25 protein-coding genes and 1 riboswitch are annotated in these 20,622 nt (G+C 68.8%); of the genes, 13 read left to right on the forward strand and 12 right to left on the reverse strand.

What is annotated here, in order from left to right; genetic code table 11:
* Positions 1–11: 11 nt before the first annotated feature.
* A complete protein-coding gene (locus tag BJ965_RS10680; RefSeq protein ID WP_184908452.1) occupies positions 12–1,097 on the reverse strand; it encodes a thiamine ABC transporter substrate-binding protein in 1,086 nt (361 codons plus the stop codon).
* A 76-nt stretch (positions 1,098–1,173) separates the two neighbouring features.
* A riboswitch (TPP riboswitch) is annotated at positions 1,174–1,280 on the reverse strand.
* A gap of 53 nt (positions 1,281–1,333) precedes the next feature.
* A complete protein-coding gene (rlmN, locus tag BJ965_RS10685) occupies positions 1,334–2,440 on the reverse strand; it encodes a 23S rRNA (adenine(2503)-C(2))-methyltransferase RlmN (protein WP_031103416.1) in 1,107 nt (368 codons plus the stop codon).
* A gap of 214 nt (positions 2,441–2,654) precedes the next feature.
* Between rlmN and BJ965_RS10690 the strand changes: the two genes are divergently transcribed.
* Positions 2,655–3,389: a hypothetical protein gene (locus BJ965_RS10690; protein WP_184908453.1), complete on the forward strand. Its 735-nt coding sequence runs from the start codon at positions 2,655–2,657 to the stop codon at positions 3,387–3,389.
* A gap of 540 nt (positions 3,390–3,929) precedes the next feature.
* Here the strand turns inward: BJ965_RS10690 and BJ965_RS10695 are convergent.
* On the reverse strand, positions 3,930–4,598 hold the full coding sequence (locus BJ965_RS10695; RefSeq protein WP_184908454.1) for a YdcF family protein: 669 nt from the start codon (positions 4,596–4,598) through the stop codon (positions 3,930–3,932).
* Complete coding sequence (locus tag BJ965_RS10700; protein WP_184908455.1) at positions 4,598–5,389, reverse strand: GntR family transcriptional regulator; 792 nt, start codon at positions 5,387–5,389, stop codon at positions 4,598–4,600. Before BJ965_RS10700 ends, BJ965_RS10695 begins: the two co-directional genes overlap by 1 nt.
* Positions 5,390–5,551: 162 nt before the next feature.
* Between BJ965_RS10700 and BJ965_RS10705 the strand changes: the two genes are divergently transcribed.
* The 11 genes from BJ965_RS10705 to BJ965_RS10755 all read left to right on the forward strand — a co-directional run bounded on the left by BJ965_RS10705 (position 5,552) and on the right by BJ965_RS10755 (position 12,107).
* The gene (locus BJ965_RS10705) at positions 5,552–5,881 is read left to right on the forward strand and encodes an SCO3933 family regulatory protein (protein WP_097221062.1); all 330 of its coding nucleotides are present in this window, start codon (positions 5,552–5,554) and stop codon (positions 5,879–5,881) included.
* 2 nt (positions 5,882–5,883) lie between these two features.
* A complete protein-coding gene (locus tag BJ965_RS10710; RefSeq protein WP_184908456.1) occupies positions 5,884–7,224 on the forward strand; it encodes an FtsK/SpoIIIE domain-containing protein in 1,341 nt (446 codons plus the stop codon).
* 23 nt (positions 7,225–7,247) lie between these two features.
* A complete protein-coding gene (locus BJ965_RS10715) occupies positions 7,248–7,922 on the forward strand; it encodes a DUF2637 domain-containing protein (protein ID WP_184908457.1) in 675 nt (224 codons plus the stop codon).
* A 19-nt stretch (positions 7,923–7,941) separates the two neighbouring features.
* Positions 7,942–8,130, forward strand: a complete 189-nt coding sequence (locus BJ965_RS10720) for a mobile element transfer protein (protein ID WP_097221057.1) — start codon at positions 7,942–7,944, stop codon at positions 8,128–8,130.
* Positions 8,131–8,142: 12 nt separating this feature from the next.
* Positions 8,143–8,298 (forward strand): hypothetical protein, encoded by a 156-nt coding sequence (locus BJ965_RS10725; RefSeq protein ID WP_184908458.1) that lies wholly within the window; start codon positions 8,143–8,145, stop codon positions 8,296–8,298.
* Between the two features lie 21 nt (positions 8,299–8,319).
* Complete coding sequence (locus BJ965_RS10730; RefSeq protein ID WP_184908459.1) at positions 8,320–8,610, forward strand: SpdD protein; 291 nt, start codon at positions 8,320–8,322, stop codon at positions 8,608–8,610.
* A 93-nt stretch (positions 8,611–8,703) separates the two neighbouring features.
* The gene (locus BJ965_RS10735; RefSeq protein ID WP_184908460.1) at positions 8,704–8,892 is read left to right on the forward strand and encodes a hypothetical protein; all 189 of its coding nucleotides are present in this window, start codon (positions 8,704–8,706) and stop codon (positions 8,890–8,892) included.
* A gap of 7 nt (positions 8,893–8,899) precedes the next feature.
* Positions 8,900–10,291, forward strand: coding sequence for a replication initiator protein RepSA (gene repSA / locus BJ965_RS10740; protein ID WP_313666788.1), 1,392 nt, complete (start codon positions 8,900–8,902; stop codon positions 10,289–10,291).
* A 1-nt stretch (position 10,292) separates the two neighbouring features.
* Complete coding sequence (locus BJ965_RS10745) at positions 10,293–10,490, forward strand: helix-turn-helix transcriptional regulator (RefSeq protein WP_184908461.1); 198 nt, start codon at positions 10,293–10,295, stop codon at positions 10,488–10,490.
* On the forward strand, positions 10,490–11,725 hold the full coding sequence (locus BJ965_RS10750; RefSeq protein WP_184908462.1) for a tyrosine-type recombinase/integrase: 1,236 nt from the start codon (positions 10,490–10,492) through the stop codon (positions 11,723–11,725). The genes BJ965_RS10745 and BJ965_RS10750 overlap by 1 nt, the downstream gene beginning before the upstream one ends.
* Before the next feature lie 193 nt (positions 11,726–11,918).
* Positions 11,919–12,107, forward strand: a complete 189-nt coding sequence (locus BJ965_RS10755) for a hypothetical protein (RefSeq protein ID WP_184908463.1) — start codon at positions 11,919–11,921, stop codon at positions 12,105–12,107.
* A gap of 86 nt (positions 12,108–12,193) precedes the next feature.
* On the opposite strand, the gene BJ965_RS10760 is transcribed toward BJ965_RS10755, so the two are convergent.
* The 6 genes from BJ965_RS10760 to rpsB form a co-directional block, all read right to left on the reverse strand.
* Positions 12,194–12,643 (reverse strand): SRPBCC family protein, encoded by a 450-nt coding sequence (locus BJ965_RS10760; protein ID WP_184908464.1) that lies wholly within the window; start codon positions 12,641–12,643, stop codon positions 12,194–12,196.
* Between the two features lie 119 nt (positions 12,644–12,762).
* A complete protein-coding gene (locus BJ965_RS10765) occupies positions 12,763–13,890 on the reverse strand; it encodes a phosphatidate cytidylyltransferase (RefSeq protein ID WP_184908465.1) in 1,128 nt (375 codons plus the stop codon).
* Positions 13,890–14,447 (reverse strand): ribosome recycling factor, encoded by a 558-nt coding sequence (frr, locus tag BJ965_RS10770; RefSeq protein ID WP_006136598.1) that lies wholly within the window; start codon positions 14,445–14,447, stop codon positions 13,890–13,892. The genes BJ965_RS10765 and frr overlap by 1 nt, the downstream gene beginning before the upstream one ends.
* Positions 14,448–14,613: 166 nt before the next feature.
* Positions 14,614–15,372, reverse strand: coding sequence for a UMP kinase (gene pyrH / locus BJ965_RS10775; protein WP_030852122.1), 759 nt, complete (start codon positions 15,370–15,372; stop codon positions 14,614–14,616).
* A 185-nt stretch (positions 15,373–15,557) separates the two neighbouring features.
* On the reverse strand, positions 15,558–16,394 hold the full coding sequence (gene tsf / locus BJ965_RS10780) for a translation elongation factor Ts (protein ID WP_031103424.1): 837 nt from the start codon (positions 16,392–16,394) through the stop codon (positions 15,558–15,560).
* A 173-nt stretch (positions 16,395–16,567) separates the two neighbouring features.
* A complete protein-coding gene (gene rpsB / locus BJ965_RS10785) occupies positions 16,568–17,545 on the reverse strand; it encodes a 30S ribosomal protein S2 (protein ID WP_184908466.1) in 978 nt (325 codons plus the stop codon).
* Positions 17,546–17,818: 273 nt separating this feature from the next.
* Between rpsB and BJ965_RS10790 the strand changes: the two genes are divergently transcribed.
* A complete protein-coding gene (locus BJ965_RS10790; RefSeq protein ID WP_184908467.1) occupies positions 17,819–18,418 on the forward strand; it encodes a M23 family metallopeptidase in 600 nt (199 codons plus the stop codon).
* A gap of 504 nt (positions 18,419–18,922) precedes the next feature.
* On the opposite strand, the gene BJ965_RS10795 is transcribed toward BJ965_RS10790, so the two are convergent.
* Both BJ965_RS10795 and whiG read right to left on the reverse strand, forming a co-directional pair.
* Entirely contained in the window at positions 18,923–19,480 is a 558-nt protein-coding gene (locus BJ965_RS10795) for a TetR/AcrR family transcriptional regulator (RefSeq protein ID WP_184917051.1), read from the reverse strand.
* 93 nt (positions 19,481–19,573) lie between these two features.
* Positions 19,574–20,416, reverse strand: coding sequence for an RNA polymerase sigma factor WhiG (gene whiG, locus BJ965_RS10800; protein ID WP_030852111.1), 843 nt, complete (start codon positions 20,414–20,416; stop codon positions 19,574–19,576).
* Positions 20,417–20,622: the final 206 nt, after the last annotated feature.

Genomic DNA, 20,622 nt, shown 5'->3' on the forward strand with positions numbered 1-20,622 from the left:
CCGCCGGGCGGCTACTTCAGTACGAGTGAGGTCCACGACTTGACCCACTGGTCACGGTGGTCGGCGATCTTCGCCGGGTCCATGGTCTCGGGGTCCTTCACCTGCGGCCCGTACTTCACGAAGTCCGGCGGCACCTGGGCGCCCTCGGTCACCGGGTAAACGAACATGTTGAGCGGCATGTCCTCCTGGAACCTCTTGCCGATGAGGAAGTCGAGGAGGGCCTTGCCACCCTTGCTGTTCCTGGCGTTGCCGAGCAGCCCGGCGTACTCGACCTGCCGGAAGCAGGTGCCCTCGGCGACCCCGGTCGGGGCGGTGGTGGGCTTCGGCTTGGTGTACAGCACCTCGGCGGGCGGCGAGGAGGCGTACGACACCACGAGCGGCCGGTCGCCCTTGGCCTTCTTGCCGCTGCTGGAGCCGGAGAACTCCTCGTTGTAGGCCTGCTCCCAGCCGTCGACGACCTTCACACCGTTGGCCTTGAGCTTCTTCCAGTAGCCCTCCCAGCCGTTGTCCCCGTACTCGGCGGCGGTGCCGAGCAGGAAGCCGAGGCCGGGTGAGGAGGCGGAGGCGTTCTCGGTGACCAGCAGGTTCTTGTACTGGGGCTTGACCAGATCGTCGAAGCTCTTCGGCGGCTCCAGATCGCGGTCGGCGAAGTACTTCTTGTCGTAGTTGACGCAGATGTCGCCGGTGTCGATGGGCGTGACCCGGTGCCGGTCCCCGTCGACGCGGTACTCGGCCTTGATCGTGTCGGAGCCCTTCGGCTCGTACGGCTGGAACAGGCCGTTGTCGAGGGCCCTCGAGAGCAGGGTGTTGTCGACGCCGAAGAAGACGTCGCCCTGCGGGTTGTCCTTGGTCAGGATGGCCTTGTTCACGGCCTGCCCGGCGTCGCCGTCCTTCAGGACGTCGACCTTGTAGCCGGACTGCTTCTCGAAGGCCGCGATGACGTCCTTGGACACGGCCCACGAGTCGTGGCTGACGAGCGTCACGGTCTTGGAGTCGCCGGACCCCTGACCGCCGTCGGACGATCCGCACGCGGCGAGCGTGCCGGCCATGCCGAGCCCGACGACGACAGCCGTCAGTCGCTTCTTGGTGGTGCTCACTGGATTCCTCCTGGAGTGACCAGGAGAAGACGCGGCCCTGCCCGGGACTTCCGGGGTCCCGGGCAGGGCGCAACAGCTCGAGTGGTGACCGATCTCCCTACCCAGAATGACCTGGGCCAGGTTCGGAGGGTCTGCGGCCGTGTGCCGCACTCTCAGCGCTGTGGCGCTCCCCTGTCGGAATATGCAGATGTCGAATACGAGGTTGCCGATATGAAGATGTGCTTACGACGGTCAGACTACCGTTCGGTGGCCGCGAGCTGACCACACGCCCCGTCGATCTCCTGACCACGGGTGTCCCGGATCGTCACCGGCACACCATGGGCGGCGATGGCCTCCACGAACGCCTTCTCGTCCTCGGGCCGGGAGGCGGTCCACTTCGACCCCGGCGTGGGGTTCAGCGGGATGAGGTTGACGTGCACGGGCCTGCCCTTGAGCATCCGGCCGAGCCGGTCACCACGCCAGGCCTGGTCGTTGATGTCCCGGATCAGCGCGTACTCGATGGACAGCCGCCGCCCCGACTTGGCGCTGTACTCGAAGCCGGCGTCCAGCACCTCGCGGACCTTCCAGCGCGTGTTCACCGGCACGAGGGTGTCGCGCAGCTCGTCGTCGGGGGCATGCAGCGAGATGGCGAGGCGGCACTTGAAGCCCTCGTCGGAGAACCGGTGGATGGCCGGGACGAGGCCGACGGTGGAGACGGTGATGCCGCGCTGCGAGAGGCCCACCCCGTCGGGCTCGGGGTCGGTGAGCCGCCGGATGGCACCGGCGACGCGGTTGTAGTTGGCGAGCGGCTCGCCCATGCCCATGAAGACGATGTTGCTGAGCCGAGCCGGTCCTCCGGGCACCTCCCCGTCCCGCAGCGCCCGCATGCCGTCCACGATCTGGTGCACGATCTCGGCGGTGGACAGATTCCGGTCCAGCCCCGCCTGCCCGGTCGCACAGAACGGGCAGTTCATGCCGCATCCCGCCTGCGAGCTGATGCACATGGTCACCCGGTCCGGGTAGCGCATCAGCACGGACTCGACGAGCGTCCCGTCGAACAGCCGCCACAGCGTCTTGCGCGTGGTGCCCTGGTCGGTCGACAGGTGCCGCACGACGGTCATCAGCTCGGGCAGCAGCGCCTCCCGCAGCTTCCCCCGGGCACCGGCCGGAATGTCCGTCCACTGCTCCGGATCATGCGCGTACCGCGCGAAGTAGTGCTGCGAGAGCTGCTTGGCACGAAACGGCTTCTCCCCGACAGCGGCTACGGCCTCCTTGCGCTCGGCAGGAGTGAGATCGGCGAGATGCCGCGGCGGCTTCTTGGCTCCGCGGGGGGCTACGAAAGTGAGTTCTCCGGGTGCAGGCATAACCCATCCAGTGTGGCAGATCAACTCCGGTTGCCCAGGCCAGAGTGGGGTGGGGGTGGTCACCCGTGGGCGTCGGCTGTCAGCGTTGGTCGGCCTCGCACGGCCCAGGGACGGCCCAGCCGAGGTCTCTTGCCTCGTTGGGTCCGGGATGCAAGTCGGCGAAACCGATAAATTCCCTGCCTACACGCCTGGCGTTATGCCTATCCTGTGAATCATGGCGCGACAGTTGCAACCATGGTGGATTGATCCCGCACTTCCGGGCTGCGAAGTGGGTGGGTCTGGGCGGTCAGGTATGACGTCAGATGAAATCACCCTCAAGAACCTCGCAGAGTTCTCGCATGCTCACGCTGATTACCGAATCAAGAATCACCAGAACGCGTACGACAGGATTGACGCCATATTGGCGCTCAAGAGATCCATGCAAACCCGTCTAGAACACTTAGATCGGCTATACGGGTTTAAGCAGTACCCGGAGTTCAAGCAGCTCGGTCCTCTCGGTCTCCTGGACCACTGGGGAGTCATTCGTCGGCGGATGCTGCATCGCATGAGGCAGCTGCGTAACGCGGTTGAGCATGACGGAGCTGAGCCACCGAGCCTGGATAACTGCGAGGACTACGCCGAGGTGACCTGGTGGTTCTTACGGGGCACCTCCCCGCTCTTGCAACCGATGGAAAATGTCGATTACCTTGGCGAATTCCACGGCGACATTACATACACCTACAGACCGCTTCAGATCAGGATCTCAGGCGATGTAACCCGTGATCTTATCTCTGATTCGGAGCGTTCAGGGTGGTCCAAACTTAAAACCGAGACGGCTCGCTACGGTGCCGGAAAGGGGGAAATGACTCCGGTTGAAAATGGGGACGGGCGTTACCTGCTCGAAGCTAACGTCGCTGGCGCCGAGTGGGCGCATGATTTTCTGAGGCATGCATTTCGGCAATTGCTATGACGCTGCCCATCGCGTTCGTTTGCCCACCTGCCTTCCCCACCACTCACCCCAGCTCCCATCCCGTCTGCCGTCGACCCACACACCGTGGAGCGGGCGTGGTCCCTGGCGTCCAGGTGGAGCGCGCCACTGTACGAACGACCTGGACGCCAGGGGCCGCGTCTGCTCGGCTCTGCCTGGGTCGACGGCAGACGGGATGGGAGCTCCCCGCGCACGCCACCGATCGGCCGGCACTCGCGAACGGCGCCCCCGCCATCTCGGAGCCTGAGCGCCCCCGCCGGAGGCATGCTTTGAGCGTTGCCGCGCTCGCGGATCTCGACTCATGGCCCGGCCTGTTTCACATGCGGGCGCGCGTCGGCGCAGCCCGGGCGGAGCGAGCCGAAGGCAGGAGCGGCGCCCGGAGCGGAGCCGGGAAGCGCGCCCGGCGGAGCGGAGCGCAGCCGGGGCTTGATGAGGTAGAGAAACTCGTAACAGCTCGGGCGTGGCCGGTCGGGGTAGGGGCATCCCTCGCGGCGTGAGTGCCTGCCTGGCGCCGAGTTGATGTCAGGTGGAAGCCTTGCCACTGGTGGTGAGGAGCCGACTGGTGAAGCCTTCGCGGCAGAGCCGCTCGAACGCCTGACGTACGTCCTCCGGCACCGGCTGACTGATCATGAACCCTTGCTCCGGGTAGATCAGCAAGCGCTGAAGCGCGCCCACAAGCATGTCGATGACTAGCCGTTCATCCCCGATGGAATCGACGTAGTTGTCGAACGTCATCGGGGTCGAGGCGCTAACCACCTCGACCTCCGGCCAGAGCTTGCGCGCCGTCGCGTACGAGCGCCTCTCCTCATACGGTTTGCTGATCAGGAGCACGGAGGACACCTCCACTCCGGCCTCCTCGAGCAGAGCTTTGGACAAGCGGATGTTCTCGCCGGTGTTGCGAGCGTGCTGTTCTACGAGCACCGCGGAGCTGGGAACGCCGAGTTCAAGAGCCCGCTCGCGGTAGTGGACTGCCTCACCCCTCGGCATGCGTTCTCGCGTCGTGGGGCTGGTAGATCCCGTGAACACAAGCAGTGGAGCCATGCCGCGCTTGTACAGATCGACTGCCGTATCGGCCACACCCAGGTCGTGGCTGCCCAGGCCGATCGCGACAGAGCACGGCCGCGGGGTGTGGCCCATCTGGTGGTAGTCCCACAGGCGTCGTGCGTCGGCCCGTGCCTGTGTCGAGATCATTACTGCCCCTTCTCGCCCTTCGCTGAGTCCGGAACCTTGAAGTCGTATTCCCAGGCGAAGCGCGAAGCCGCGTGAACACCGATGGCGAACTCGACCACTGTGCCAGATGCCGTGTAGGTCGTCCGATGCAGCTCGACGACCGGTTCACCCGGCGGTAGTTGCAGGAGCTTCGCCTCGTCGGACGTGGGGGCCCGGGCGAAGAGCCGCTCCTTCATGTGGTCGATCTCGTACCCGGCGTCGTACAGCACCCGAAAGCCGCCGCCTTTGCCGGCCGGTCCCGGTGTCGGGTCCACCAGCCTGGTGCCCTCGACATGCTCGGGTCGGTAGTAGCTGGTCAGGGTGTGCGTCGGCTGGTCGCCTTCCTTCACCAATCGAGCTCGCGCGTACACCTCTGCTCCTTCAGGCAGGCCGTGCGCGGCTGCGACTGCTGGCGGGGCTTCGATGAGGCTGACCGTCTGGGACTGCTCGTTCCGGCGATAGCTGCGCCCGGAGGCCACGCGGTCCGCGATGAACGCGACCTCGTCGCCGTCGCGCCACTTGGCCTTGTCGTACCGGGCGACGCCGAGCCGCTTCAGCGGAACCTGTTGCCGTACGACGGTGCCGTGCCCCCGAGACGAGGTCACCAGGCCCTCGGCCTCAAGAGCCTTGTAAGCCGCATGGACGGTGGACTTTGAGCCCACACCCTCTGCGACTAGCTCCCTGATCTGCGGAAGGTGCTGGCCTGGTGCGTACTCGCCCCTCTTGATCTGCTCAGCCAGCTTGTCCGCCAGCTCTCGCCACTTGGGCGTCATCGCGTGACTCCTCTCTTCGAGAACCAGTCAAACACAGTCCCAGGACTGTTGACAGTCCTGGGACTGCGTGCCACTGTTTCCTCAGTCGCTCGCAGTCCTAGGACTGCGAGCCGGAGGGTCTTCTTTGGGCTGCTCCAAACGCATCGACTCAGGGAGTGCTTCATGCCGTCGTTCAAGATCGACGTTTCCACCGCCGTTGTGTTCGTGGCCACCGCCCCGACGCCGAAGCTTGTCAACCAGAAGACCGGAGAGCGCGCCGTGGACCGGGAGACCGGTGCGGGCCTGTCGACCGTGGGCCTGCTGGTCTCGGACGAGGGGGAGGGCAACCTCTACCAGGTCACGATCCCGGAGACGGGTATCCCGGAGGGCCTGGCGCCGGGGCTGCCGGTGAAGGTGATCGGCTTGAAGGCCCGTGACTGGGAGAACGAGTTCAACGGCCAGAAGCGCCACGGCATCTCGTTCCGCGCGGTCGCGATCACCCCGGCGGCCTGATCATGACGGACCTGTCGATATGGCTGGAGGCCACGGGAGCCGTAGCGGGTGCCGGTGGTCTCGGCTACGCGAAGGTACGCGCCCCGCGCGTGTACTGGGCGCTGGTCGGCATGCCGGTCACCTGGGGCCGCTTCCTCCTCTCGTACCGCTCGACCATGGACGTGTGCGGGCTGACGGTGCAGCCCTCGGGTCTGCGGGCGTTCATGACGCGCAACGTTGCCCGCCGCGAGGTGCAGCCGGTCCCGCCGAAGATCCGCCGGGTACGCGGCACCTCGACCGGCCTGCGGGTCACCCTGCGGCTCCCGGCCGGTCTGGAACCCGCCGACCTGATCGCCACCTCGGAACGGCTGCGCCACGCCTGGGGCGTGCACTCGGTGACCGTGGTGGAGACCAAGCCGGGATACGTAGAGCTGCGCATGACCGGCTATGACGTGCTGCGCCGGGTGCGGATGCCGCGTAAGGCACGTCCCCACGACATGGTCGTGCCGGTCGCACTGCGGGAGGACGGGACCGCCTTCGAGCGGGACTACCGGAAGGCGCCGATGGCGCTCACCCTGGGCGCGAACCATTCTGGCAAGTCGATGTATCAGCGCAACCTGATCAAGGGGCTCGCCCAACTGCCGGTGGCTCTGGTCGGCATCGACTGCAAGCGCGGGGTGGAACAGACCGCCTACGGGCCTCGCCTGTCGGCACTGGCCACCACTCCGGACGAATCCGCCTCGCTGCTGGCTGTCTTGGTGGCGGAGATGGAAAGCCGCTTCGACGTGCTGAAGGGGCACGGCGTCTCCGACTTGTGGGAGCTACCCGCCGAGCTCCGGCCGGTGCCGGTCGTCGTCCTGGTGGACGAGGTGGCAGAGCTGTTCCTGATCTCCTCCAAGAAGGATGAGGAACGCCGCGAGCGAATCGTCACCGCGCTGATCCGACTGGCGCAGATGGCCCGCGCCGTCGGCATCTACCTGGAGATCTGCGGACAGCGCTTTGGTTCCGACCTGGGCAAGGGCGCCACCATGCTCCGTGCCCAGCTCACCGGCCGGGTGGTGCACCGGGTCAACGACAAGCAGACCGCCGAGATGGGTCTGAACGACGTGGCCCCCGACGCTGTCGCGGTCGCCAGCCTCATCCCGATGGAACGCCCTGGGACGGCGGTCGCGGCGGACGCCTCCGGTGGCTGGTCGAAGATCCGTACCCCGGACACGTCTCGCGACGAGGTGGCGGCGGTCTGCCGGGCCTTCGCTCACCTGGTCCCGGACTTCCCCACTCTCGAACCCTTTCGCCCCTACGTGCCCGCCGATATGCCGGCCGTTGGTCCCTCGCTGGTCAAGGCCCGGCCGGTCACCGACTGACCCCCCGAAGGGAGGTGTCCTCCATGCCTCGCTCGATCCGTCCGGACGCGGTATTGGTCCAGGCCGTCATCGCCGGTGCACTGTCCTTCGCCCACCTGCACGACCTGGCCGCAGCCGCCGGACAGACCGGCTGGAAAGCCTGGGCCTATCCCGTCTCCGTGGACTTGCTGCTTGTCGCTGCCTGGCGTCGGCTGCGCACGGCCCGCCGGGACCGCGCGGCCTGGATCTGGTTCGTCATCGCGCTGTTCGCCTCGCTCGGCGCCAACGTCGCCACCGCCGGGCTCCTTGACCTCGACGCCGTGCCCGCCTGGCTGTGCATCCTCGTCGCTGGCTGGCCCGCCCTGGCGTTCCTGGGCGGAACGCTCCTGGTGCACTCGCCCACCGAAACGACCGCTCCGCCCGAGCAGCTGGTGAACGACGAACCCGCCGCGCCGGAAGTCGAGATGCACCGCACCGACGAACCCGACCCTGTTCCCGAGACGGCTCCCGTACCGGCACCGGAGCTGACGGCCGCACCGCCGAAGCCACCTACCAGCACACCAGCGGTCCCGGTCGCCCTGCTCGACCACGCCCGGAAGATCGCTGACGCACACCGGGCCTCCACCGGCTCACCGATGCCCGCGGCTGACCTGTCCGCCCGGCTCGGCCTGCCCACCCCGATGACCGACGCGATCACCGCCGAACTCCAACTCACCTGACCAGGAAGGAGAAACACCCGTGAGCGCTTACCGCCGCTTCCGCGACCGCCTCCGCATCGGCCCTGTCCAGGTCGCCACGTACTACGACGCCCGGGGCCGCGACATGCACACGGCTGCCTGCACCGCCCCCGGCTGCGGCTTCTCCGCCGACTACACCAGCCGCGCCGCTGCCGAGCTCGCCGCCCGCACCCACCGCTGCAAGGCCTGACAGGAGACCGCCATGGACGTTCCGCTCTGGCTCGCGCTGCTCGTCGTCGGCTTCCTCGGCATCAAGCTCATCCGCCCGCCGTGGTGGCTGGTCGCCGTGCTCCTCCTCGGCGGCTACCTCGTCGCGGACAGCATCCTCGGCCCCGCCGTCGGCGCGGTCGTCAAGTAACCCACGAAGGGACAACCGCCCGTGTTCACCCCGAAGTACCCGACCCAGGACACCGCTCCGGCCGTCGCCGCCAACATGCCGGCGCCCACCGCCCCCGCCCCGACTCCGGTCGTCCCGGCCTCGAACCGGCCGACCGTCCAGCTCACCCCGGGCAGCGCGCTCGCCCTCGCCGCGGGCGGTGGTGCCGTGGTCCTGGTCGTCGGCGCCGTCCTGGTCTCGATGCTCCTGGCCGTGGCCATCACCGGCATCTCGGTCGCCGTGGTCGCCGTCGTCCTGCGCCTGCTGCTCAAGGACCTCGACAAGCAGCGCTGACGGCCCCCGGAGCGGCCTCGGTCGCCAAACTTCCGCCGCTCCGGGCGCCTGCACCACTTCCAGATCCAACGGACCCGAAAGGGAAGCCTCATCATGCACCAGCACGCCCCGACCAAGCGCGTCTGCCACGTCTGCGACGGCTTCGCCGCTGCTGTGATCACCACCGGAGCCCGCCACCGCGACGGCACCCGCGCCACACTCCGCGTCACCTGCCCGGCCTGCAAGGGCACCGGCCACACCGCCCCCGCCACGGCGCCTGCGCTCCACCGCGTCGGGAGGTGAAACGTACGTGACCGACACCGCCACCATGGCGGGCCTGGACCCGGCCACCCTCGCCGACGTACTGAGGGTGGCCGGGTCCGATGGCTTCGACCGCATCCAAGACCAGATCCGCCGTACCGGCGGCTGCTCCGACCCGATCCACCTGCAAGGCTCCACCGTCACCCGCGATGCGTTCACCGGGCAGGTGCTGCATTCCTACTCCACCGAGGCTGAGCCCGGAGGCCGTCTCCGGGTCGCCTGCGGCAACCGCCGAGCCTCGCGCTGCCCGTCCTGCGCCTGGACGTACGCGGGCGACACCTACCACCTGATCCGAGCTGGGCTGGTCGGGGACCCGGCCAAGGGAACTCCGGAAACGATCCGCGATCACCCGCGAGTCTTCGCAACGCTCACCGCGCCGTCGTTCGGCCGGGTCCACAACCGGCCCGGCAACCGGCCGTGCGCCTGCGGCATCCGCCACCAGGAGGACGCGCCTGAACTCGGCACGGCCCTGGATCCGGCCACGTACGACTACGCGGGCGCGGTGCTGTGGAACAACCACGCTTCCGAGCTGTGGCGCTACTTCACGATCTACCTGCGCCGAGAGATCGCCCGCCGCGCTGGCCTGACCCAGAAAGCTGCCCACGAACAATCCCGCGTCTCCTTCGGCAAGGTCGCGGAGTACCAGAAGCGCGGGGCAGTGCATTTCCACGCCGTGATCCGCTTCGACGGGCCGGAGGGCCCCGACTCCCCGCCTCCGCCCTGGGCCACCCTCGACCTGCTCACCGACGCCATCCACGCCGCCGCTAACCGCGTCGCGGTCGACGTACCGCCCGCCGGAGAGCAGCCCGCGCGCACCCTTCGCTGGGGCACCCAACTCGACGTACAGCCCATCGGAGCCTTCGGAAACGGCGAAGACATCACTGAACAGGCCGTCGCCTCCTACGTCGCCAAGTACGCCACCAAGGCCGCTGAGACCACCGGCACCGTGGATCGCCGCATCGGCAACAAAGAGGCCCTGGTCCTCCTCGAAGTCCCGGACCACCCCGCTCGGTTGATCGCGGCCTGCCTCGACCTCCACGCGCTCTACCCGGACCGAAAGCTGCGGGACTGGGCCCACATGCTCGGCTTCCGCGGCCACTTCTCCACCAAGTCCCGCCGCTACTCCACCACCCTCGGCGCCCTGCGACAGGTCCGCGCCGACTACCGCGCCGCCCAGCAACGCGAAGCCCTCGGCCTCCCCGACCCCGACGACACCCCAGAGGCAACCACTCTTGTCCTCGCTCACTGGACCTATGCCGGTCATGGCCACACCCTCGGCGAATCCTGGCTCGCCGCCAACATCCGTCGCGACATCCAGCACAACCGAGAGACCGCCCGCGAGGAACTACCCGGCCAGCTCACCGACGAAAGGGAGTGGTGACATGGCCTCCGCTCTGCCGACCCGCTTCCTGACGCCCGAGGACCTGGTCGAGATGTTCGAGCTGCCCAGCGTCGAGACGGTCTACCAGTGGCGCCGCAAGCGCACCGGTCCCCGCGGCTTCCGTGTCGGCCGGCACCTGCGCTTCGACCCGAATGACGTACGGGCCTGGGTGGATTCCCAGATCGGGGAGGCTGCCTGATGGCTGGGCACATCCAAGACCGCTGGTACAAAACCGAGCCGGGTCCGAACGGCAAGCCGATGAGGGTCAAGACCGACCGCTACGGCAACGGTCTCCGCTACCGGGCCCGGTACGTCGGCCCGGACGGCACCGAGAAGAGCCGATCCTTCCCAGACCGTCAGAAGCGCCGGGCGGAAGAGTGGCTGTCCGAGACTGCTGCCGACATGTCCCGTGGTCAGTACGTCGATCCCAGGGCTGCCCGGACGACCTTCCAGCAGTACGCGGAACGCTGGATCGCAGGGCAGACGACCGACCTGAACACACGCATCGGAGCGGAAACCCGTCTCCGGCTGCACGCCTTCCCTCGTATCGGGGCGCGTCCGCTCGGGTCCTTCCGCCCGGTCCACATCCGCGAGTTCGTTCGCGACCTGGAGAACGACTCGATAGGCGGCACCTACGCTCGCAACATCTACGCCAACGTCCGCGCGGTGCTGTCGGCCGCCGTGGATGACGGCCACCTCGCGCGGAACCCGTGCTCGGCTGCGTCCGTCCGCCCGCCCGCTGTCTCCTCCTCCCGCGTCGTGCCCTGGCTCCCGTCCCAGGTGCGTGCGGTCCGCGACGCCCTACCCGAGCGCTACCGAGCCATGGTCGACGTCGGCAGCGGCTGCGGCCTCCGGCAGGGCGAGATCATCGGTCTGGCCGAAGACACCTTGCAGCTCGACAGCGACACCCTTCGGGTCACCGCTCAGGTCAAGCTGATCCGGGGCGTCGCGGTCTTCGCCCCGCCCAAGGGCAACAAAGAGCGGGACGTACCGCTGCCGTCCTCGGTGGCCTCCGCTCTGCGGCAGCACATGAAGAACCACCCGCCCGTGAGCATCAAGCTGCCGTGGGCCAGGCCTGACGGCCCGCTCACCGAACGGCGCCTGATCTTCACCAACACGGCCGACGGAATCGTCTGGCGCAGCAACTTCAACATCCAGGAGTGGAAGCCCGCCCTTGCGGCGGCCGGCATCATCCCAACGCCCGAACCCGGCAAGCCGTACGCTTCCGCCCGGCACCACGGAATGCACGCGCTGCGCCACTTCTACGCCTCGGTCCTCCTGGACGCGGGCGAGAGCATCAAGGCCGTGAGCGAATACCTCGGGCACTCCGATCCGGCGATGACGCTGCGCGTGTACGCCCACCTGATGCCCAGCAGCAGCGAGCGTGCCCGCCGGGCCCTGGACAGTGTCTTCGGCACGGCCCAGGAGCCCTGACGGCCCAGGGACGGCCCACGGGACACAAGACGGCCCCCTACTGGCGACAACATCGCTGGTAGGGGGCTTCTTCGCGCCTGGATCACATCAGTTCTCCGGGCTTAGGCATGGCCGTACCAGTGTCGCAGATCCAATCGGGTGACTCGGAGCCTGCGAGGATGGCGCGGATCATCACACGAAATGGGGACTGAGCATGCTCGTGCTCGTACTGTCGGTCGTCGTCCTGCTCCTCGTCGGCGGCTGTGTCTGCGTCTTCTGGGCGGCCAGGGGCGACGCCCCGCGCTGGGCACGTGGGGTGGCCAGGGCGACGCTGCTCGGGAGCGAATTGTCCCGCAGCGCGAGCCGGAGCCCTCGCTCACAGCAGAGCAGCGGGGACGACTAGGCGTCCGGAAGCGACGTGGCCACTGTCGGCCTGCGCTCCCGGCGGCGGTGCGGGACGCGGTCGGCGCTGCCGGGGAGCGGGACGTCCTACTCGCCCGTGTGTTCCAGCCGGTCCTTGAGGAGCTGTTCGTTGCGCGGGAGTTCCTTGCGGACCTGGGGGCGTACGACGAGCGGGACCAGGACCTTGCCCATGCCGTGGCCCTCGAAGTCGATGTCGATCGTCACGTGGGAGCGGCGGCCCTCGTCGTAGGGCTCGACCTCGCCGTGCACCTTCGCCCGGACCGGGCCGTCGATTCCGCGCATGGTCCAGCTGTGCGGCGGGTCGTACTCGGTGACCTCCATGGTCATCGGCATGACGCGGCGGCCGACGTGACGGGATACCCGGACCTGGGTGCCGACGCCGACGGGCCCTTCGTCGAGGCGCTCCGCGGACACGGCGCTCAGCTGCCACTCCGGCATGCGCGGAGCGTCCATGACGTACTGGTAGACCTCCTCGGGACGGCGGTCCACATCGATGCTCTCTCGGATGATGGCCATGATGGCCTCCTTTGGGAGGTACATCTGAATCGTCCCACTTCAGGCCCCCGGGCGTCGCCCCGGGACGACAGCGAGCCCCTGCCCGGCGGGGCAGGGGCTCGCCGACGAAGCCGGCCGGGTCAGCCGGATCCCACGAACAGCACGAGCAGCAACCACACCACCGGAGCCGTGGGCAACAGCGAGTCGAGCCGGTCCATGATGCCGCCGTGGCCCGGCAGCAGCGTGCCCATGTCCTTGATGCCGAGGTCCCGCTTGATCATGGATTCACCGAGGTCGCCGAGCGTGGCGGTGACCGCGACCGCGAGGCCCAGCACCAGGCCCTGCCACCAGGCCCCGTCGTCGATGAGGAACTGCATGCACAGCGCCCCCGCGACCATGGCGAAGGAGACCGCACCCAGCAGGCCCTCGCGGGTCTTGCCGGGGCTGATGCGCGGGGCGAGCTTGTGCCGACCGAACCGCCAGCCGACGGCGTATGCCCCGGTGTCGCTGACGACCGTGAGCAGCAGGAAGGTGAGCACCCGCTGCGGCCCGTCGTCCGCGGTCAGCATCATCGCGACGAAGGTCGCCAGGAACGGCACGTAGAACGCCGCGAAGACGCCCGCCGTGACGTCCCTGAGGTAGCCCTCGGGCGGTTCGGTCATGCGCCAGACCAGGACGGCCAGTGCCGTGAGCGCCATCGCCACCCACGCGCCCTCGGCGCCCCGGACGTACCCGGCGACGACCATCGCGGCACCGCCGAGCGCGAGCGGCACGAGGGGCGCGCGGATGTCCTTGCGCTCCTCCAGCCGTTTGGTCAGCTCCCACAGGCCCACCACCACGGCCACGGCGACGACACCCACGAACACGGCCTTGACGACGAACAGCGACGCGACGATCACCGCACCGAGCCCGACACCGACCCCTATCGCGGCACTCAGGTCGCGACCCGCGCTCTTCTTCGGCGGCTTGGGCGCCGGCTGCGAGGCGTCGGGCATGGGCTCCGGATTCGTGTCGTTTCGGACCGGGGCGCCGCTCAGCCGAGCAGCCCCCCGGTCGTCATCCTGGTTTCCGCCGAAGTCGGTCACGTCGGGCACGATGGGCATGGGGCGAGTCTGAGGCGCTTCATACGCATCGTATGCGGGACCCGCCGGAGCGGCCCCTTGGACGTGCCCGTGGGCCTGGCCCTGGACGTGCCCGTGACCATGCCCTTGGTCGGTGGGCCCCCAGTACCCGGCCTGTGGCGGCGCCCCCCAGGAAGAGTCGTTCATCAGACCTCGAGCAGCTCCGCTTCCTTGTGCTTCAGGAGCTCGTCCACCTGCGCGACGTACTTCGCGGTGGTGTCGTCGAGCTCCTTCTCCGCACGGCGGCCCTCGTCCTCGCCGACCTCGCCGTCCTTGATCAGCTTGTCGATGGCTTCCTTGGCCTTGCGGCGCACGGAGCGGATCGAGATCTTCGCGTCCTCGCCCTTGCCCTTGGCGACCTTGATGTACTCGCGGCGGCGCTCCTCGGTGAGCTCGGGGAACACCACCCGGATGATGTTGCCGTCGTTGCTCGGGTTGACGCCCAGGTCGGAGTCGCGGATCGCCTGCTCGATGTTGCGCAGCGCGCTCTTGTCGAAGGGGGTCACCACGGCCATACGCGGCTCGGGCACGGAGAACGAGGCCAGCTGGTTGATCGGCGTCGGCGCGCCGTAGTAGTCGGCCACGATCTTGTTGAACATCGCCGGGTGCGCACGACCGGTGCGGATCGCGGCGAAGTCCTCCTTGGCGACCACGACGGCCTTCTCCATCTTCTCCTCGGCCTCGAGGAGGGTCTCTTCGATCACCACTTGCTCCTGCGTGTCTTGAGTAGGCCCGGCTGCGGTTCCATGTGGGGCGGCGGCCGGCTGCGTCGCGTCTTCTTCCTGCACGGTTCCCGACCGGCAGGACATTGTCCATCCCCCGGCCCGGCTCCGTCCCGTCCGTCCCCCGGACGGGGTTGTTCCCGGGGTGTCAGTCCCGGCTGCCGGGGTCCCCCACCAGCGTGCCGATCTTCTCACCCTTGACGGCGCGTCCGATGTTGCCCTCGGCCAGCAGCTCGAAGACCACGATCGGGAGCTTGTTGTCGCGGCACAGCGTCACGGCGGTGGCGTCGGCGACCTTCAGATCGCGCGTGATGACCTCGCCGTAGCCGAGGTGGTCGAACTTCACCGCGTCCGGGTTGGTCTTGGGGTCGGAGTCGTAGACCCCGTCCACGCCGTTCTTGCCCATCAGCAACGCCTCGGCGTCGATCTCCAGGGCGCGCTGGGCGGCGGTGGTGTCGGTGGAGAAGTACGGCATGCCCATTCCGGCTCCGAAGATGACCACGCGGCCCTTCTCCAGGTGCCGTACGGCGCGCAGCGGGATGTACGGCTCGGCGACCTGGCCCATGGTGATGGCGGTCTGCACCCGGCAGTCCACGCCGACCTTCTCCAGGAAGTCCTGGAGGGCGAGGCAGTTCATGACGGTGCCGAGCATGCCCATGTAGTCGGAGCGGGCCCGGTCCATGCCGCGCTGCTGGAGTTCGGCGCCGCGGAAGAAGTTGCCACCGCCGATGACGATCGCGATCTCCGCGCCATCGCGTACGACGGCCGCGATCTCGCGGGCGATCTTGTGCACCACGTCGGGGTCGACGCCAAGGCCGCCGCCACCGGAGAAGGCCTCTCCGGACAGCTTCAGCAGAAACCGGCCGCGCACTTTGCCGTCGTCGCTCTTCTGGGCCTTGGTGGTCATGGGGGATCCCGCCTCTTTCACGTGTTGCACATACCAAGAAGGCCATTGCCGGTGGGGGCGTGTTTCGCATCCCATACGGCAATGGCCTCCTCGTCAGATCTGCTGTCGTCCGCCACCCATGTGACGGCGTACGCGGACGACTGCTGTCGACCCTATCGGGGTCGGGCGTCGAGCGCGGTACGGACTCAGATGCCGACCTTGATGCGCGTAAAGCGCTTCAGGGTGACACCGGCCTCGTCCAGAACCTTCTGGACCGACTTCTTGTTGTCGAGCGCGTACGGCTGGCCGAGCAGCGTGGCGTCCTTGAAGAAGCCGTTGAGGCGACCCTCGACGATCTTCGGCAGGGCGGCCTCGGGCTTGCCCTCGGCGCGGGTGGTCTCCTCGGCGACGCGGCGCTCGGACTCGACGACCTCGGCCGGCACGTCCTCCTTGGAGAGGTACTTCGGCGCGAAGGCGGCGATGTGCTGGGCGACGCCCTTGGCGATCTCCGCGTTCGGCTTGTCCAGCTCGACGAGGACACCGATCTGCGGGGGCAGGTCGGGCATCGTGCGGTGCATGTACGCCGTCACGAAGCCGTCGGCGTACTGCGCGAAGCGGTCCAGGACGATCTTCTCGCCCAGGTTGGCGTTGGCCTCGTCGACGAACGCCTGGACGGTCTTGCCGGCCTCGATCTCGGAGGCGAGCAGGGCCTCGAGGTCGGCCGGGGAGGTCTTGGCGACGTGCTCGGCGATGGTCTTGGCCACGGCCTGGAACTTGTCACCCTTGGCGACGAAGTCCGTCTCGCACTTCAGCTCGACCAGGACACCGGAGGAGTTGTCGTCGGCGATGATCGAGACGACGGCGCCGTTCTCGGCGGAGCGGCCCTCGCGCTTGGCGACGCCCTTCTGGCCCTTGATGCGGAGCGCCTCGACGGCCTTCTCGACGTTGCCCTCGGCCTCGTCCAGCGCCTTCTTGCAGTCCATCATGCCGGCGCCCGTGAGCTCACGGAGCTTCTTGACGTCGGCGGCGGTGTAGTTCGCCATGAGTCTGTGAATCTCTCTCGAAGTCTGGAAGATCGAAGATCTGCGGATGCGCCCCATGGAGCCGGAAGGCGCTGTCCTTCCGCTGACCTACGGGTCAACGGCGGGAGCGGACGTCACCGCGCCGAAGGCGCTGGTGAGTGCGGCCGCTCCCGCCGTCAACTCGGACTGACGGGTCAGGCCTGCTCGGCCTCGGCCGGCTTCTCGCCCTCGGCCGGCTTCTCGGCCTCGGCAGCCGGAGCAGCCTCGGTGGCCTCGGCAGCCGGAGCAGCCTCGGTGGCCTCGGCAGCCGGAGCAGCCTCGGTGGCCGGAGCGGCCTCGGCGGCCGGAGCGGCCTCGGCGGCGGGGGCCTCAGCGGCCGGGGCGGCCTCGTCGGCCTTCTTCTCACCCTCGAGCAGGTCGCGCTCCCAGGCGGCCAGCGGCTCGCCCGCGGCCTTGTCGCCCTTGCCCTCGGTGGCGACACCGGAGCGGGAGATGAGGCCCTCGGCGACCGCGTCCGCGATCACACGGGTGAGCAGGGTGACGGAGCGGATCGCGTCGTCGTTGCCCGGGATCTTGTAGTCGACCTCGTCGGGGTCGCAGTTGGTGTCGAGGATCGCGACGACCGGGATGTTCAGCTTCCGGGCCTCACCAACGGCGATGTGCTCCTTCTTGGTGTCCACGATCCAGACGGCGCTGGGCACCTTCTGCATCTCGCGGATACCACCGAGGGTCTTCTCCAGCTTGGCCTTCTCGCGCGAGAGCACGAGAAGCTCCTTCTTGGTCAGACCGGACGCGGCGACGTCCTCGAAGTCGATCTGCTCGAGCTCCTTGAGGCGCTGCAGACGCTTGTAGACGGTCGAGAAGTTGGTGAGCATGCCGCCCAGCCAGCGCTGGTTGACGTAGGGCATGCCGACGCGGGTGGCCTGCTCGGCGATGGCCTCCTGCGCCTGCTTCTTCGTGCCGACGAACATGACCGTGCCGCCGTGGGCGACGGTCTCCTTGACGAACTCGAAGGCGCGGTCGATGTACGACAGCGACTGGAGCAGGTCGATGATGTAGATGCCGTTGCGCTCCGTGAAGATGAAGCGCTTCATCTTCGGGTTCCAACGACGGGTCTGGTGACCGAAGTGGACGCCGCTCTCCAGCAGCTCCCGCATCGTGACGACGGCCATGGCCGTATCTCCTTGAATTTCTCGGTTGTGCCGCGGATGCCGGACGGCTTCCGCGCCTGACGCCCACTGCGCGCCGTTCCACGAGGGACCGAGGGGCGCTGATACGGGCCCGTTGCCGGGGTTCGTATCGGGGCGTGCGAAGTCGACCCGATGACTCGGGTCGCCACCAGAAGTGTACGGGACCCGTGGGGTGCCGGGTGACGCCGTTGTCCACAAGCGGGCGCCCGCCCACAGCCGCGAGCGGCGACGCCGGTACTCCGGAACGCTTTCCGTATGCGAGCGAACCGATGTGTGCGTGTCTGCGCGCGCCTGATCCTGCTGCTGATCGTCACGGCGACGGCCCTGCTGGCTCCGCCGCCACCGCTGTTCGCGGCGGGTGCGCGGGGCGCGCCGGGTGCGCCCCTGGCCGACCCCGGCCTTCCGGCCACCGTGCCGGCCATCGGCCGCACCTGGCCCGTCGGCTTGCGCCCACGGGTCCTGCGGGGCTGGGAGCCCCCGGCGACGGTCTACGGCCCGGGCCACCGGGGCGTGGACCTGGCGGCACCGGCGGGCACACCGGTTCGAACGGTGGCCCCGGGCCGGGTCGCCTTCGCGGGCTCGGTGGCCGGCAGGGGGGTCGTCTCGGTGGACCTCACGGGGACGGGCGATCCACCGCTGCGCACGACGTACGAGCCGGTGACGGCCGCGGTCGAGGAGGGTCAGGAGGTGGAACCGGGCGAGGTGATCGGGTCGGTGCAGGCGGGCGGCTCGCACTGCTCGGCCCCGTGCGTCCACTGGGGCCTGCGCCGCGGCGAGGGCTACCTGAACCCGCTGTCGCTCCTACCGCCGTGGCTCCTGCACAGGGGGCCGTCGAGACTGCTGCCGCTGGCGTAACCGGCGAGTGCGGCGCACTCTGCCGTAGTCGGCGGGGTTGGCTGGTCGCCGGCGTGGTCGGCGAGTGCGGCGCGCTCTGCCGTAGTCGGCGGGGTTGGCTGGTCGCCGGCGTGGTCGGCGAGTGCGGCGCGCTCTGCCGTAGTCGGCGGGGTTGACTGGTCGCCCGCGCAGTCGGCGAATCCGGCGCGCTCTGCCGTAGTCGGCGGGGTTGACTGGTCGCCCGCGCAGTCGGCGAATCCGGCTGACGTAGCCGCGAGCGTGGCGTGCCCCTGGGCAACCGGCGAGTGCGGCGGGCCGCCGGCGCAGCCGACGGGTGGGGCGTGCCGCCGGCTCAGCCGACGGGCCTGGCGTGCCGCCCGGGCGGCGGGGCCCCACTCTGCCGGGCCGCGAAACGCACCGGCGTCGACCTCAGGACCATCAGCCCGCACACCGGCAGCGCGTCGGGCCTCAGCCCGCGGCCGGCAGGGTCGGGCCCTCAGCTCGCAAGCCCCGCAGCGCAGGCCCTCAGCCCCGCACACCCCGCAGCGCCATCGACACCGCCGCATCCGTGATCGCCCCGGGCTCCTCCGCGGCTCCGAGCTCGATCCTGCGCACGGCCGCGTCCACCACACCCTGAACCAGCATCGCCGCCAGGCGGGGCTGCTCGTGCCCCAGCTCGCCCAGCGCCTCGACGATCAGCGCGACCAGCCCACCGTGCGCCGCCCGGATCTTCTCCCGCGCCCCCGCGTCGAGTTCACTCGCGGAGATCGCGACCACGGCCCGGTGCCGCCGGTCGCCGACCAGCTCCAGCTGCTGCCGCACATACGCCTCGACCTTGGCCTCGGCCGTCTCGGCCTGCTCCATCGCCGCCGACACGTCCGCCGCCCAGACCGGGAAGTCGACCTCGCACAGCTCCTCGACCACGGCCGCGCGGGACCGGAAGTACTCGTAGACGGACGAGCGCGCGAGGCCCGTCCGCTCGGCGAGGGCCGGGAAGGTCAGCGCCTCCGTACCGCCCTCGGACAACAAGGAACGAGCCGCGTCCAGCAGGGCGGCTCGCTGCATCGACCGGTGCTCGGCCACGGAGGCCGCTCGAATCCTTGGCACGTCAACACTCTACGGACGCGTCCCGCCGTGCGGGAGTGGTTGCTGCCGGTCCGACGACATTCGGGCAGGTCAGCGGCCGAAGCTCGCCAGTTTCGCTCTCAGCTGCAGCACCGACTTGGTGTGGATCTGGCTGACCCGGCTCTCGGTCACGCCCAGCACGTTCCCGATCTCGGCCAGGGTGAGGCCCTCGTAGTAGTACAGCGTGACCACGGTCTTCTCCCGGTCCGGCAGCGTGTTGATCGCCCGCGCCAGGAACCTCCGCAGCTCCCGGTCCTCGGCGACCTCGACGGGATTGTCGGCCGCGGTGTCCTCCAGCGTGTCCATGACGCTGAGTCCGTCGCCGCCCTCGCCGCCCCCGTGCAGCAGTTCCTCCAGGGCCACCACGTTGGCCAGCGACAACTGGCTGAACACCGCGTGCAGTTCCTCGACGGCGATGCCCATCTCGGAGGCCACTTCGCCTTCGGTCGGGGTCCGTCGCAGCCGGGCCTCCAGCGTGGCGTAGGCGCGCTCCACGTTGCGCGCCTTCTGCCGTACCGAGCGGGGGATCCAGTCCAGCGCCCGCAGTTCGTCGATCATCGCGCCGCGGATCCGGGTGATCGCGTACGTCTCGAACTTGATCTCCCGGTCGACGTCGAACTTCTCGATCGCGTCGATCAGCCCGAACACCCCGGAGGAGACGAAGTCCGCCTGCTCGACGTTGGACGGCAGGCCCACACTGACCCGTCCCGCGACGTACTTCACGAGCGGCGAGTAGTGCAGGATCAGCTGCTCCCGCAGCCGCTCGTCCCCCGTCGCCTTGTACGACCGCCACAGCTCGTCGAGCGTCGAGGGAGCGGGCGGCCGCACGCTGCCACCGTCACGGGCGGCTGGGGGGATCGCCGCCCGGTCGGACCCGGAGGTGTGCTGGGGCATTCGTCGCCTTGTGCCGTTCTGCTGCGGAGTGCTGCTGGGGTGGGCTGTCTGTCTGATGTCGAGTTGCCTGTCCGTGTCGGGATCCTCGTGAGCGTAGCGTGACTGTGGTGTCGCGGTGTGCGAAGAGCGGAGGCCAAGGCGGGCGCAGATACGTTCCCGAGGACGTCCCGGCGGGGGGTCGCGGTCGCTCCGTGTGATCACCGGAT

The organism is Streptomyces luteogriseus, from assembly GCF_014205055.1.
In the GTDB taxonomy this organism is placed as follows: domain Bacteria; phylum Actinomycetota; class Actinomycetes; order Streptomycetales; family Streptomycetaceae; genus Streptomyces; species Streptomyces luteogriseus.

Coding starts and splice junctions, on each gene's coding strand:
- rlmN (WP_031103416.1), bottom strand. CDS start 2,440: ATGCCTGCACCCGGAGAACTCACTTTCGTAGCCCCCCGCGGAGCCAAG.
- BJ965_RS10690 (WP_184908453.1), top strand. CDS start 2,655: ATGGCGCGACAGTTGCAACCATGGTGGATTGATCCCGCACTTCCGGGC.
- BJ965_RS10695 (WP_184908454.1), bottom strand. CDS start 4,598: ATGATCTCGACACAGGCACGGGCCGACGCACGACGCCTGTGGGACTAC.
- BJ965_RS10700 (WP_184908455.1), bottom strand. CDS start 5,389: ATGACGCCCAAGTGGCGAGAGCTGGCGGACAAGCTGGCTGAGCAGATC.
- BJ965_RS10705 (WP_097221062.1), top strand. CDS start 5,552: ATGCCGTCGTTCAAGATCGACGTTTCCACCGCCGTTGTGTTCGTGGCC.
- BJ965_RS10710 (WP_184908456.1), top strand. CDS start 5,884: ATGACGGACCTGTCGATATGGCTGGAGGCCACGGGAGCCGTAGCGGGT.
- BJ965_RS10715 (WP_184908457.1), top strand. CDS start 7,248: ATGCCTCGCTCGATCCGTCCGGACGCGGTATTGGTCCAGGCCGTCATC.
- BJ965_RS10725 (WP_184908458.1), top strand. CDS start 8,143: ATGGACGTTCCGCTCTGGCTCGCGCTGCTCGTCGTCGGCTTCCTCGGC.
- BJ965_RS10735 (WP_184908460.1), top strand. CDS start 8,704: ATGCACCAGCACGCCCCGACCAAGCGCGTCTGCCACGTCTGCGACGGC.
- BJ965_RS10745 (WP_184908461.1), top strand. CDS start 10,293: ATGGCCTCCGCTCTGCCGACCCGCTTCCTGACGCCCGAGGACCTGGTC.
- BJ965_RS10750 (WP_184908462.1), top strand. CDS start 10,490: ATGGCTGGGCACATCCAAGACCGCTGGTACAAAACCGAGCCGGGTCCG.
- BJ965_RS10755 (WP_184908463.1), top strand. CDS start 11,919: ATGCTCGTGCTCGTACTGTCGGTCGTCGTCCTGCTCCTCGTCGGCGGC.
- BJ965_RS10760 (WP_184908464.1), bottom strand. CDS start 12,643: ATGGCCATCATCCGAGAGAGCATCGATGTGGACCGCCGTCCCGAGGAG.
- BJ965_RS10765 (WP_184908465.1), bottom strand. CDS start 13,890: ATGAACGACTCTTCCTGGGGGGCGCCGCCACAGGCCGGGTACTGGGGG.
- pyrH (WP_030852122.1), bottom strand. CDS start 15,372: ATGACCACCAAGGCCCAGAAGAGCGACGACGGCAAAGTGCGCGGCCGG.
- tsf (WP_031103424.1), bottom strand. CDS start 16,394: ATGGCGAACTACACCGCCGCCGACGTCAAGAAGCTCCGTGAGCTCACG.
- rpsB (WP_184908466.1), bottom strand. CDS start 17,545: ATGGCCGTCGTCACGATGCGGGAGCTGCTGGAGAGCGGCGTCCACTTC.
- BJ965_RS10790 (WP_184908467.1), top strand. CDS start 17,819: ATGCGAGCGAACCGATGTGTGCGTGTCTGCGCGCGCCTGATCCTGCTG.
- whiG (WP_030852111.1), bottom strand. CDS start 20,416: ATGCCCCAGCACACCTCCGGGTCCGACCGGGCGGCGATCCCCCCAGCC.